This is a genomic window from Chitinophagaceae bacterium C216, from assembly GCA_028485475.2.
GTDB lineage: Bacteria > Bacteroidota > Bacteroidia > Chitinophagales > Chitinophagaceae > Niabella > Niabella composti.
Genome location: CP144143.1, coordinates 341,384 through 354,074, shown reverse-complemented (window position 1 = coordinate 354,074; position 12,691 = coordinate 341,384). Strand labels below are relative to the sequence as shown.

The window sequence follows — 12,691 nt, the reverse complement described above, 5'->3', positions numbered from 1 at the left end:
TGACTTTAGTTTTCTCAGAATGACTGCCAAGCAGTCTTAATGTGTTATTGTAAGGGAGAAGTAGTGATTTTTTGACCTTCATACAGGCTTTGAAAGCCTTCGGTTATCAACTGATCACCTACTTCAAGTCCTGATTTGATTTCCAATCTGTCACCATATAATTCTCCTGGAACCACACGTTTCTTACGCACTACCAGTTTGTTGTTTTCCGAAACCGCTACCAGTACAAATTTTCCATTCTGGTCGGTTTGAAGCGTATTTACGGGAATCGTAACGGCATCGTTCTTACTGTAATCTAGTATTTGCACCTTCGCAATCTGATTAGCTCGAATAGCAGGATCAGCAGGAATAGAGGCCTCTACATAAAAGCTTCTTGTTGCAGGATCAATCATCTTGCTTACAACGGTTGCTTTTGTTTTGATTTGTTTATTATTAGATTCCGGTAAGGTTACAGTAATGGGGGTTCCTTCTTTAATGCGACCCAGATAATTCTCAGGAACATTTACCAGCAAACGCAATGCAGATGTGTTTACAATAGATACTTGAGGACCTGAAGCGCTCACTCCTGTAAAAAGTTCGCCCACACGTACGTTCAGCTGATCAATGATTCCATCGATATCTGCAGTAACGTTAGTAAAGCTCAATTGCTCTCTGGCGGCACTTGCTTGTGCTTCCGCTGCTTTCAGTTGGGCGGTGAGCTGATCCACTGTAGCCTTAGCCTGAATTACCTGCATTTCGGCGCCGATGTTGTTATCCCACAGGTTTTTTTGACGCTGATAGGTTGTGCGGGCTAGTTCCAGTTGTGATTTTACGGTAGCTACTTGTTGTTCCGCAGCAGCAACTTGCTGACGGGCCACGGCATCGTCCAGCTTCAAGAGTGTTTGACCTTTGCGAACTCTGTCACCCTCTTTGACATAAATAGCACGAACAATACCTCCTTGCCCATTACGGGGCGCTACGTATGCGCTTTTCTGTGCATCGATACGGCCTTGAAGATCGATATAATGATCAAAGGCATCTGCACCTATTTTTTCTATTGTTACCAGTTTGGCTTTTTCAAATGTAGAGTCCAGAGCTGCAATCTCATCATGTAGTTTGTTGATTTGATCCGTTATTTTCTTTTGCTCAAGTTTCAGTTTTTCAAGCTGAACTTTTTTATCATTGAGCTCGCTGTTTTTCTCCTTTTTGCCTCCTCCGCATGAAACGAGAAGGGCTGTGCTTACTCCAATTACGGTTAGTTTTATTATATGTTGCATAAAACGGGTTTTAGTTTGTTATAAGGTTAAAGTTTGCCGGATGCTTTCAGGAAGTCAACTTTTGCAATAACTGCGTTATATAATGCGTTATAATAATTTGTCTGTGCGGTTTGCAACTGAATACGTGCATTATCAATCTCCAGCTGACTACCAGTTCCTACTTCATATTTCTTTTTTGTTTGCTGATATACTTTTTCTGCCAGCAGCATATTTTGTTTCTGATAATCCATATCGGCAATGGCAGATTTAAAAGTATTGATAGCAGATTCTCGTTCTTGATCTATGGTTAGCTTTAAAGCTTCGATCTGGTTTTGAGTTTGCCTTAAACGTATTCTTGCCTGTGCGATTTTGGCATTGGTAGCAAAACCAGTAAAAAGAGGCACATGTAGATTGAGGGCAATTGAGCTTGCTGTAAACCACATGCCGTTCATGGTTCTTTTCAGCGTATTTTCCATCGCCATTTTCATATAGTTTCCAGATAAGCTAAGAGTAGGAATTTTACTGTACTGATAGCGTTGAATGTCGTATTGATTGAGTTTTTCTCCCAGCAATGCACTCTGAAAATCTTTTCTCTCAGCGTAGTCGAATGACATGGCTTCCAATACTCCGTCTCTGATGCTATCATCGGTCAGCGTATCGGTAAGATATAGCTGATCTTGCATGGGCATACCAATGAGCATTTTCAGTCCTAAATAGCCGTTGTTAACACTGTTAACGATTTGAGCGCGTTGGGATTTCAGATTAGTGATTTGTACATCCAGCCGATCTATATCAAGTTTTTCAGCAAAACCGTTGTCGTACATGATTTTAGTATCATGCTTATTTTTTTCTAGCAAGGCCAGATTGGAATCCAATAATGCAATTTGCGTTTTGCTAAGTATAAGCTGGTAGTATATCTTAGTTATATTCAGCTTGATTTGTTCGAAAGTAACTTCGGCTGCCTTTTGCTTATAATCGATCAACGTTTTGCGCGCTTGTAGGCCTGTAAATACCTGTCCGTCGAATAAGATCTGACTCAGTGATACGCCTGCATTGGAAGTCCACTTGGTGCCAAACTGTGCATCGATAAATCCATAATCGGCATTGGGATCTTCATCAATGGGTTGACCACTTCCATCGCGTACATCCAATTCTTTCAGTACACCGATGATGGCGGGTGCAAAGAAGTTTGGAAAGCGCTGCACGGCAACATTGGGATTGTAGGTGATATTGCCATTTGCGCTGATCTGGGGATATGCCATTCCGGTTACTTCTCTGTTCACTTGTTGCTGGAGATCGATATCCAGTAAGGCATTTTTTACCTGTACATTATTTTTTTCGGCGTAAGCCAGTGCCTCCTCCAGTGAGAACCGGTGAACCGTCTGCGCCTGGTTCGTTTCTGCAAGTGCAAATAGCAAAAACGCTATCAAGGCCCATTTAGCTTTTTTCATCAGTAAGGGTTTTAAATCTTTGGTTTTTTATATTTCTCTATCAACTTAATTCCTTTGGGTGTTGCAAGTCCGTGCAAAAAGAATAGAGATAATTCTTTTTGTAGAGAGATAACATCCATGTCTATGTCCTGTACAAATTGTTGTTGAAACTGCAGGCTGAGTGTTTCAATCCGAAACCAACTAATAAGGCTGGGATTAATATCTTTCTTAAATAACTCCTGCCTAATTCCTGTTTCAATACCTGTTTTAAAGAATTTGTACAGATACTCTTTTCTAAATTTTTCAATTTTTTTCTGTGCTGCCGGATAGTATCGCTGGATATCGAAAATCAATACCGGGTTTATTCGTACCATACTTTCTGTGAGGACTGCTGTAACCAGAAAGCATTCATGTATTGCATTTTCGGCCAGTTTGCGGCAATTTTCACAAGCGACACTACTGTTTTTCAGTAGCATATCAACGGTGTCTTCCACCAGGCTTTCTTTATCAGCATAATATAGATAAAGCGTTTTTTTACTCATTCCCAAGGCTTGCGCAATGTCATCCATGCTTACACGACGCATACCCAGCTGCATAAAGAGATCGCAAGCCGCTTCTCTTATTCTTGCCTTATTGTCAATGATCATTACCATATTGAGGCGCGAAACTATGGAAACTTTTCTAGTTGCCAAAGTTTCCCACGGTAATTCTATAATGTACAACCTCTATTAATGACGATTGCGAAACTAAATTACTTTAAGGCGAAGGAGGAAATATTTTAGGTGAACGGTAGATATTTTCCCGTGAATGGCAATTTTCTATTACTTAGTCACATTTAAGTATCATGATAAGATGTGCTATCTTGCATATATGGCAAACTATAGAAAGCAACCGTCAAAAGACACTTTGTTGAAAAAACTGTTTCGTTATTTCATTCAGGGGCTGGTTATTTTGGCTCCCGTGGCGATTACGGCCTATATACTTTATATAGTATTCGACTGGGTCGACGGTCTGTTAAGGCCGGCCGTATTTACCACTCCAGGAGTTGGTTTTATCCTCATTATTGCTTTTATCATTCTCATAGGGTGGATGAGCAGCTATTTCATTATGGGTAGCGTGATCAATTTTTTTGATCACTGGCTGGAACGTACGCCCGGGATCAGTCTTATATACAAAGCCATAAAAGATTTTTTTCAGGCATTTGGTGGCGAAAAAAAGAAGTTTACCAAAGCTGTACTTGTTAATGTGTTTAATAATGATGTATGGATTATCGGTTTTCTCACCGATGAGGATATGGAAAAGTTCAATATGGGGCAGGATATGGTAGGGGTATATGTACCGCAGGCCTATAACTTTGCGGGACAATTGTATATTCTGCCAAAGGAGCGCATACGACCTATCGAAAATTTGACAGCCGGAGAGGCGATGAAATATACCGTTACCGGAGGTGTGGCAGAAAGCTAAATCGTGTATTATGAAGAGAAAAATTGTATTAGCGATAACCGGAGCCAGCGGATCTATTTATGCTGCTCAAATCATCGGCAAGCTGCTGAGCATACGAGAACAATGGCAAGACCTGTCCGTAGTAGTTACGGATAATGCTAAGGAGGTATGGAAAGTGGAGATGGGAGAAGATTTTGTGGAGCAGGCCGGTGTAACCTATTTTCATAAAAATGATTTCACGGCTCCATTTGCATCGGGAAGTGGCCAATATGATACCATGATTATCGCACCCTGCTCTATGGGAGCACTAGGTCGTATTGCTCATGGAATATCGAACGATCTTATTACACGGGCTGCAGATGTGGTACTTAAAGAGCGTAGAAAACTCATTTGTGTAGTACGGGAAACACCCTACAGCCTCGTTCACATTAAAAATATGGAGCTAGTAACTTTAGCCGGAGGTATTATATGTCCTGCAACACCTTCTTATTATAGCCTACCTAGAACTATTGATGAACTAGCGGCTACGGTTACAGATCGTGTATTAGACCTAGCAGGTTTTGATATCAAAAGCTTCAGATGGGGGAAATAAGACAGAGCAAAGCTCCGTGCGTTAACCCAAACTCACATTAAAGGAAACTTTTTCCGGAGGTAAGCACTGCTTGTCATCACAGGTCTGGAAGGTAACATTGCCTGAAACATTGGTTTTGGCAGGTGCCTTCAGAGTGACTTTTTGTACAAAGGTGACGCTGTTGGAGTATTGGTTAGCGGTTACTTTCAATATTGGATCTTGATATTTTTCCAGTTTACCTACTTCAGCCACATTGCCCTTCAACACCACCAGCGGATTGTTTACAAAAACAAACTTGGTAGGGATAGCTATAGCACCCTTAGGTTGTGTTTGTGAATACAAATGCCAGCCGTTTTTTATGGTTGCGGTCATGTGTATTTCATATTCCTTGTCAGAAATTTTCTTGCTTGAAAATTTCCAGCTAACAGGTTTAAGTTGCGCATAAGTGGCTGTCAATGTGAATACAGCGACTATTGCCAGTAAAATGTTTTTCATTGTTCAAAAAAATTAATATATCCGTATTACAGATACATTTTTTAGAGTACAGGTTGCGCGGCCATTAGTAAGGAAGTAAGAATTTTTTTCCCATCTTCATTACCCAATGCGGCACTGCAGGCTCTTTCTGGGTGCGGCATCATGCCAAATACGTTACGGTTTTTATTGCAAATGCCTGCAATATTTCTTACAGAACCGTTGGGGTTTGCTTCGGGAACTACTTCACCTTTTTCGTTGCAATAACGGAAAATAATCTGGCCATTGGCTTCTAGCTCATCCAATACTTTTTCATCGGCATGATAGCGTCCTTCGCCATGCGCGATGGGTATTTTATATACCTCTTGATATACCGCCTCATCGCCCATAATAGTTTCTTTGTAGAAACCATCAGGCTTGAGATATAGGTTTTTACAGATGAATTTTTGTTTTTCGTTGCGTAATAACGCTCCTGGAAGCAGTCCGGATTCGCAAAGAATCTGAAATCCATTACAGACACCCAATACTTTTCCACCTGCATGGGCAAATTCTATTACCTTCTGCATAATGGGGCTGAACCGGGCAATGGCACCACAACGCAAATAGTCTCCGTAAGAAAATCCTCCAGGGAGTACGATACAATCGTCTTTAGTAAAGGCGCTCAGATCTTCGCTTTTATGCCAAAGCATGATTACTTCCTGTTGAAGATCAACAGATAAGGCATCCTGCATATCTCTGTCGCAATTGGAACCCGGAAAAACAACTACTCCAAATTTCATTCGTATAACTTTTGTCGGTTTTTAGAATGGAACGTAATATGCATCTCCTTAAAAGGGGAAATGACGTTGCCATTTCGGAAATATGTACAAAGGTAACAGCGTTTCGCGTCACAAACAAACGCAGATAGCTATCGACGGTATTTTTTTACCAGATTTGGCTATAAAGTTGAGCAGCAATGATAAAGGCGGCGGTAACCCAGAAAGCAATAAGAGGAAATTGCTTCACTTCTGTATTTAGATAGCCATATCCGTGAAATGCAGCAACAGGTACTAGAATAGGTACTATATTTTCAAAAGAGTTATCTACTTCAAAAAGAGCAATGAGCACTGCTATTACCAGATACCATAGGAAAAGATACCAGCCTTTACGGATATGAGCGAGCATTTTATCAGCATTGATTTGTACATAATAAAATCCTGCCAGCAAGGGCGCCAGTAATAAAAATAATGCACCTGCATGCCAGAGCGAGAGGCTGATTTTAGTAGAAATAAAGGATAAATGGAAGAAATACTCGGGAACATTAAAGTTATCTGTCAGAAAAAGATATGCTGCATAAAAATAATAAGGCATAATGATGCCCAATAACAGTATTATCCATTCTGTAATACGAAACGGACGCAATACTAATAGAGCGATGAAGCCCCACAACAGAAAAATAATAGAAGGCAAAAACAAAAGCGAGGCCACACTAATTAATAGGCCGGCATTAAACATATGACTTTTGGCGGAGCCTACATGATAAGATCTGAATAATAATCGAAATGTTAGTAACATCAATACCGATGCCAGTAGGTTGGATGAAAAAAGATTGAAAGCGGGTAGGAAAGAAGTAATAAGTATATAAGCCATGCCTATCAGATAGTTGGCTTTATTTACGAATCTGTCCGTATTGGTAAAGTTTACTAGAATGAACGCAATGAGGATATTTAAAATAAAGGCTAACGATGCAAATACAAAAGCGCTATCTCCAGAATTTTGTTGGATGAAAGAGACCAGATAGCGATATAGGTCGCTATCGCTGTCTTTAATGATAAAACCTTTACTTGAAAAGAAAACAGGAAGTTTCAGTAGTACTCCTACAATAATAAGCAGTATAATATTGCCCGGTGCTTTTTGCCTGAAGATGCCTGTCATGTCTAGTTGAGATATTATGTGCAAAAGTAGATATAAAAAACAGCTATTGCTGTTTTTCAGAAGCAATAGCTGTGTCTTGAGCGTTAATAATGCTTATAAGCTTAGTTTAGCAAAACCAATGTTGTTTTTAAGTGCATAGGGAATAATAACTTCGTTTGATTCGATTTGTTTGGCATATCGGGGCATGAAGTTCATACGTTTTTCTTTAGCCTGTATTCCTCCGTCTTTAGTTAGCGAACCATCGTTACTGATAATAATGTTTTCCAACACAGATAATTTTCCTGAGTTGTTAATGAGGAAATGCATATTATCGCCAGACGGCACAATCTGATAGGAAATAGTTGCGTCGGTATTGGATTCGCTTTGCGATTTGACGATAACTTCATCCCACGTTTTATCTCCATTTTTATCAAAAGAAACTAAGGCTACATTTCCTGCATTGAACTCCACATTTCTGCCTCCCCATGCTGGGCCCCAATAGCCCCACCAGTAGCTGCGATAGAAGAAGGGTGAGTAGAAAGAATAGGGCCACCAGAACGACCAGCGACTCCACCCCCACCCCCATGTAGGACCCCAAAAGCCCCAAGGACCAGGTCCCCAGTAAGGAGCACCCCAGAAGCCCCAACGATCCCAATTATTGGTGTTATAAAGGCGTTCGGAGCCGATAGTGAAGCTGCCGTCTTTGTGTACTATGATATTATTAATGAAAAAGTCATTAAATGCATTTTTGGTATTGGACCTACCTTTTGCTCTTTTCTTCAGATCATCACTAAAGAGAGTGGTTTTTTCAAAAGCCACGCTTCCGTCCTTTTGATCTAGTGCAGCTACGTATAAACCTTCAATATCCCCTCTTTTATGCGTACTGAAAAAGGAGGCGAGTAAATAACGCCCGTTCATGTCATCCACCATTAGTTTAATATCGTCGAGGAAAAGGTCGCCGATATTTAGTGGATACTCTTTATATGTATCTGCACCGGCTGGCTTTACTATTAATGAGGCGTCTACTATATTGCCATCATTATGGCGATTATATTTTACAAATGCATAACTGCCGTCATTGGCAATACTGTGCCCACTTATATAATCTCCTTTATATTCCATGGGTAAGGAGAACTGGCCTTCGGAGATGGGCTGAAGATTTTCATCAAAGAGTTTTGTAGAGACTTTGTAAAGTTTACGGTCTCTTTTGTTAATCTTAAAAACCATCAGTTTGCTGTTGTCATTGCTGGCAACAGTGCTGTAAATTTTATTATCGGTTTTATAAGCAATCATGGTTGTGTCCAGTATTATTGGTTCGTCCAGTATACGTCCGTTAGGATGTATGGTAGCTGCTTTCAGATATACCACATCCCCTTCTTGATGCTGGAACAACAGATAGTACTGGCGAGGTCCTGCAAAAAAAGCCACATCTAATAAGGATTTGCGATTAGGTAAAATCGTTACGGGGACTTCTTCCAATAGATGCATATTGGCATCATACACGCTGATGCGATGCTTATCATTGCGCTCTTTGTATACAAGATAATTGTTGGCAGCCTTACCTAATATCTCAAAATTCATCTGCAGCACATCGTTCGGATTGATGTCTGCATATACCACATGCTGGCCTAAAGCCATCTGTAGGCTGCAGAGGATCATTATGAATACGGATAAAAATTTTGTTCTCATATGTATATCGTTTAATGATAGTTAGATTTGTGAAAATTAGGACCATGAGTTGGGACTACAACTCAATAGTTTTACTATGTAAATTTACAAATACAATGAGTATCAATGTCAAGTAAAATGCAACTTTGAAAATTATAACTTTTCTTTTCAAAAAGAGGTGATGGAATACAAGAAAATGAAGATTTTTTCGTTTTATCTGATTTTGAACAAACTTTGTAGTTTGTTTTTCTAAATAAATGACTCGTATATAGTGAAACCTCACAATAATAAGGCGACAGCAGCGGGCTTACTCATAGCACTAGGTATTATTTTTGGCGACATAGGAACTTCTCCTTTATACGTTTTTAACGCAATTATAGGGAATCGTCAGGTTACGGAAGAGTTGATTATCGGAACCCTATCCTGTATTATCTGGACGCTCACCCTTCAAACTACTATTAAATATGTAATGTTGATTTTAAAGGCGGATAACCGTGGTGAAGGGGGTACGTTTGCTCTTTATGCTTTGGTGAGGCGGCGCAGAAAATGGTTGGTGTTTCCAGCCATGATTGGAGGTGCGGCTCTTATGGCTGACGGGATCATTACGCCACCCATGACGGTCACCTCAGCAATAGAAGGGTTGCAGATATTGCCGGCGTTGAAACACATTTCCACGACCACTATTATGTGGATTGTGCTGTGTATACTCACCGTATTCTTTTTTCTTCAGCAATTTGGTACAGCATCCATCGGTAAGATTTTTGGTCCGATAATGTTTATATGGTTTACGATGCTGGCTGTTTTCGGCGCTTTACACATTACGGATGATATCAGCATTTTTAAGGCTTTAAGTCCTTCTTATGCCATTGATTTTCTCGCGCATTACCCCAAAGGGTTCTGGTTGTTGGGCGCCGTATTTCTTTGTACTACCGGTGCCGAAGCATTGTATAGCGATTTGGGACATTGCGGGCGTGAGAATATCAGGATCTCTTGGATATATGTAAAAATTTGTTTGTTGCTCAATTATTTCGGGCAAGGGGCTTTTCTGCTTTCGCATTATAATAAATTAACGATTACTGACGACGTGGAGCAGTTTATTGGCATCCATGCTTTCTATAATCTGATGCCCGAGTGGTTTATTGTTCCTGCTGTAATTATTGCTACCACTGCCGCCATTATTGCCAGCCAGGCTATGGTATCTGGAGCATATACGCTGATTAGTGAGGCTATGCGTCTGAACTTGTGGCCCAAACTTCGCATCAGATATCCGTCAGAAGCCAAAGGGCAGTTATTTATTCCTGCGGTGAATGCTATTTTGTATATCGGTTGTGTATTTGTGGTGTTGTATTTTCAGAAGTCATCAAGAATGGAAGCGGCATATGGGTTGGCCATTGTGATCACTATGATAGCCACCACCATGCTTTATAGTAATTATCTAGTATTGAAGAGGGTGGCCAAAGGGTGGATTTATCTCTTTTTAATCGGTTTTTTGGTTGTAGAGGGTGCCTATTTGATTGCGTTGCTAGATAAGTTTCCCCGGGGGGGATATATTACTATTATGATTGCCGGAATTATGTTTGCGATAATGTATGTGTGGTACAGGGCACGTAAGATCAAAAACCGGTATGTTGAGTTTGTGCGTATCGAGAATTATATCTCCAAGATTCAGGAATTAAGCCATGATAAGAGCATTGCCAAATATGCTACACACTTAGTATATCTTACCAGTGCAGATAATCCCAAAGAAATAGAACATAAGGTTGTTTACTCCATATTAACTCAAAAGCCTAAGCGTGCCGATATCTATTGGTTTGTGCATGTGGATACGGTAGATGAACCTTATACCTCAGAGTACAAGGTAGAGCATATCATTCCCAATGATATTATTCGCATCGATTTTCGGTTGGGCTTCAGAATACAGCCAAGGATTAATCTTCTCTTTAAGAAAGTGGTTGAAGACCTGGCGCACAACAAAGAAGTGAACATCATGAGCCGATACGATAGTCTTGCCGGAAACAATATGGTAGGGGATTTTCAATTTGTGGTAATGGAAAAACATCTGAGTTCAGACAATGAATTGCCATTCATGGAGCGATTGATAATGAAACTGCACTTTATCATTAAACATATCAGCTTATCAGAAGAGAAAAGCTTTGGGCTAGACCAGTCCAATGTAACCGTAGAGAAATATCCTTTGATAGTAGCGCCTGTGACCAATATTAGGCTCACTCGTATCGAATAGGATGTTGGCTAATTTTCGTACGGCTTTATATCTTCCACGCGTAGTTGTAGATTTTTTTGTCCGTTCCACTCGTTTTCATCCACCTTAAATACAATATCAAAGGGTTGACCACTCTGGACTATCGGAAATTTATCAGCCATATTGAAACCAATGCCCACAAATGTTGCATTATCTTGTCTTACCACTAAGCGTAAATGCTTTTCTTTTACAATTCTGCTATGACCAAAATCTTGTACACCGCGAGCCAAAAAAACCGGTGTCATATTTTCAGGGCCAAAAGGCTCCATTTGTTGTAAAATGTTATAAAACTTATCGGAGATTTCTTTTAGTTCTACTATGGCATCTATGAGGATTTCAGGAATTAGTAGATCTTCCGTAATGGTGGCAGTTACCACTTCTTCAAATTTATCTCTGAATGCATCGATATGGTGTTTTTCCAGGGTAAGGCCGGCTGCAGCATAATGACCTCCATAAGAGATTAGATATTCCCTGCAGGCGTGAATAGCTTCATACAAATTAAATCCGGGAACGCTGCGGGCGCTTCCGGTAGCATAGTTACCGTTTTCAGTGAGGACTACTGTGGGGCGGTAATGATGCTCAATTAGTCGTGAAGCTACGATGCCCACAACACCTTTGTGCCAATGTGGTTGATACACTACTGTAGACTTGCGGTGAACCCAGTCTTCGTTCTGCGCAATCAACTGCAAGGCTTCGGTAGTAATATTGAGATCACTTTCTTTTCTTGTATTATTATCTGTATGTAATAATCTTGCATATTCCAAAGCCTCCTCGTAAGAAGACGCTATAAAGAGTTGTACCGCTTTGGTAGCATCATCCATTCTGCCGGCAGCATTTACTCTGGGGGCTATAAGAAATACCAAATCGCTGATGCGTAACGGCATTTTCGCCTGGCTTAGAGTTGCTAATGCTTTGATACCGGCGTTAGGATTTTCATTTGCTTTTTGCAATCCGAAAAAAGCCAAGACACGGTTTTCACCGGTGATGGGTACAATATCTGCTGCAATGGCTGTGGCTACGAGATCAAGATATTCGTAAGCTTTTGCTGTTGGCAACTGTAGTTGCTGGCAAAGGGCGCAGATCAGTTTAAACCCCACGCCGCATCCGCATAATTCCTTGTAGGGGTAGTTGCAGTCTTTTTGTTTAGGATTTAAAACTGCTACAGCATTGGGTATTTTTTCATCGGGAAGGTGATGGTCGCAGATAATGAAGTCAATACCTAGTGTGTTGGCATAATCGATAAGCTCAACGGATTTGATGCCACAATCGAGAGCTACTACCAAAGTATAATTATGCTCTTTTGCATAGTCAATACCTTTTTTACTAATACCGTATCCTTCTTTGTGGCGGTGAGGGATGTAAAAACCTACTTCGGGATATAAGCTTTTTAAAAACCGGTACATACAGGCTACTGCCGTAGTACCATCTACGTCATAATCGCCGAAAACGAGAATTTTTTCTTGCTGCGTAAAGGCTAGTTGTATGCGATCCACCGCTTTTTGCATGCCTTTCATCAACCATGGGTTGTGAAGATGTGACAGTTGCGGGCGAAAAAAGTTTTTAGCGTCCTCGAAAGTTTTGATGCCCCGTTGTACCAGCACTTTACATAAGTTGCGATTAATTTTAAGTGCTTCCTGTAATGCCGACACCTCTTTTTCATCGGCCTGTAATATATTCCAGCGCTTCATTAAGGTCTTATAAATGGGGGATTTACAGGTGA

Annotated in this window: 11 protein-coding genes; 3 read left to right on the top strand and 8 right to left on the bottom strand. The window is 40.5% G+C overall.

What is annotated here, in order from left to right; genetic code table 11:
* Positions 1-44: 44 nt before the first annotated feature.
* From PIECOFPK_RS01435 to PIECOFPK_RS01425, 3 genes are read right to left on the bottom strand one after another with little or no spacing between them, the layout of a single operon-like run.
* Positions 45-1,256, bottom strand: coding sequence for an efflux RND transporter periplasmic adaptor subunit (locus PIECOFPK_RS01435; RefSeq protein WP_330974567.1), 1,212 nt, complete (start codon positions 1,254-1,256; stop codon positions 45-47).
* A 26-nt stretch (positions 1,257-1,282) separates the two neighbouring features.
* Positions 1,283-2,686: a TolC family protein gene (locus tag PIECOFPK_RS01430; RefSeq protein ID WP_330974566.1), complete on the bottom strand. Its 1,404-nt coding sequence runs from the start codon at positions 2,684-2,686 to the stop codon at positions 1,283-1,285.
* A gap of 11 nt (positions 2,687-2,697) precedes the next feature.
* On the bottom strand, positions 2,698-3,357 hold the full coding sequence (locus PIECOFPK_RS01425) for a TetR/AcrR family transcriptional regulator (protein WP_409966343.1): 660 nt from the start codon (positions 3,355-3,357) through the stop codon (positions 2,698-2,700).
* Between the two features lie 178 nt (positions 3,358-3,535).
* Here PIECOFPK_RS01425 and PIECOFPK_RS01420 point away from each other — a divergent pair, with 178 nt between their 5' ends.
* Together PIECOFPK_RS01420 and PIECOFPK_RS01415 are read left to right on the top strand one after the other, a co-directional pair.
* Positions 3,536-4,129 carry a DUF502 domain-containing protein gene (locus tag PIECOFPK_RS01420; RefSeq protein ID WP_330974564.1) on the top strand — a complete coding sequence of 198 codons (594 nt, stop codon included), beginning with the start codon at positions 3,536-3,538 and terminating at the stop codon, positions 4,127-4,129.
* A gap of 10 nt (positions 4,130-4,139) precedes the next feature.
* Entirely contained in the window at positions 4,140-4,700 is a 561-nt protein-coding gene (locus PIECOFPK_RS01415) for a UbiX family flavin prenyltransferase (RefSeq protein WP_330974563.1), read from the top strand.
* A gap of 21 nt (positions 4,701-4,721) precedes the next feature.
* Here the strand turns inward: PIECOFPK_RS01415 and PIECOFPK_RS01410 are convergent, their stop codons facing one another.
* The 4 genes from PIECOFPK_RS01410 to PIECOFPK_RS01395 all read right to left on the bottom strand — a co-directional run bounded on the left by PIECOFPK_RS01410 (position 4,722) and on the right by PIECOFPK_RS01395 (position 8,732).
* Positions 4,722-5,174, bottom strand: a complete 453-nt coding sequence (locus PIECOFPK_RS01410) for a protein-disulfide reductase DsbD domain-containing protein (protein ID WP_330974562.1) — start codon at positions 5,172-5,174, stop codon at positions 4,722-4,724.
* A 41-nt stretch (positions 5,175-5,215) separates the two neighbouring features.
* Positions 5,216-5,929: a phosphoribosylformylglycinamidine synthase subunit PurQ gene (gene purQ / locus PIECOFPK_RS01405; RefSeq protein WP_330974561.1), complete on the bottom strand. Its 714-nt coding sequence runs from the start codon at positions 5,927-5,929 to the stop codon at positions 5,216-5,218.
* A gap of 145 nt (positions 5,930-6,074) precedes the next feature.
* The gene (locus PIECOFPK_RS01400; RefSeq protein WP_330974560.1) at positions 6,075-7,064 is read right to left on the bottom strand and encodes a hypothetical protein; all 990 of its coding nucleotides are present in this window, start codon (positions 7,062-7,064) and stop codon (positions 6,075-6,077) included.
* A gap of 93 nt (positions 7,065-7,157) precedes the next feature.
* On the bottom strand, positions 7,158-8,732 hold the full coding sequence (locus tag PIECOFPK_RS01395) for a hypothetical protein (RefSeq protein ID WP_330974559.1): 1,575 nt from the start codon (positions 8,730-8,732) through the stop codon (positions 7,158-7,160).
* Between the two features lie 250 nt (positions 8,733-8,982).
* Here PIECOFPK_RS01395 and PIECOFPK_RS01390 point away from each other — a divergent pair, with 250 nt between their 5' ends.
* Entirely contained in the window at positions 8,983-10,953 is a 1,971-nt protein-coding gene (locus PIECOFPK_RS01390; RefSeq protein WP_409966342.1) for a KUP/HAK/KT family potassium transporter, read from the top strand.
* Positions 10,954-10,961: 8 nt separating this feature from the next.
* On the opposite strand, the gene recJ is transcribed toward PIECOFPK_RS01390, so the two are convergent.
* Complete coding sequence (recJ, locus tag PIECOFPK_RS01385) at positions 10,962-12,659, bottom strand: single-stranded-DNA-specific exonuclease RecJ (RefSeq protein ID WP_409966341.1); 1,698 nt, start codon at positions 12,657-12,659, stop codon at positions 10,962-10,964.
* Positions 12,660-12,691: the final 32 nt, after the last annotated feature.

Coding starts and splice junctions, on each gene's coding strand:
- PIECOFPK_RS01435 (WP_330974567.1), bottom strand. CDS start 1,256: ATGCAACATATAATAAAACTAACCGTAATTGGAGTAAGCACAGCCCTT.
- PIECOFPK_RS01430 (WP_330974566.1), bottom strand. CDS start 2,686: ATGAAAAAAGCTAAATGGGCCTTGATAGCGTTTTTGCTATTTGCACTT.
- PIECOFPK_RS01420 (WP_330974564.1), top strand. CDS start 3,536: ATGGCAAACTATAGAAAGCAACCGTCAAAAGACACTTTGTTGAAAAAA.
- PIECOFPK_RS01415 (WP_330974563.1), top strand. CDS start 4,140: ATGAAGAGAAAAATTGTATTAGCGATAACCGGAGCCAGCGGATCTATT.
- PIECOFPK_RS01410 (WP_330974562.1), bottom strand. CDS start 5,174: ATGAAAAACATTTTACTGGCAATAGTCGCTGTATTCACATTGACAGCC.
- purQ (WP_330974561.1), bottom strand. CDS start 5,929: ATGAAATTTGGAGTAGTTGTTTTTCCGGGTTCCAATTGCGACAGAGAT.
- PIECOFPK_RS01400 (WP_330974560.1), bottom strand. CDS start 7,064: ATGACAGGCATCTTCAGGCAAAAAGCACCGGGCAATATTATACTGCTT.
- PIECOFPK_RS01395 (WP_330974559.1), bottom strand. CDS start 8,732: ATGAGAACAAAATTTTTATCCGTATTCATAATGATCCTCTGCAGCCTA.
- recJ (WP_409966341.1), bottom strand. CDS start 12,659: ATGAAGCGCTGGAATATATTACAGGCCGATGAAAAAGAGGTGTCGGCA.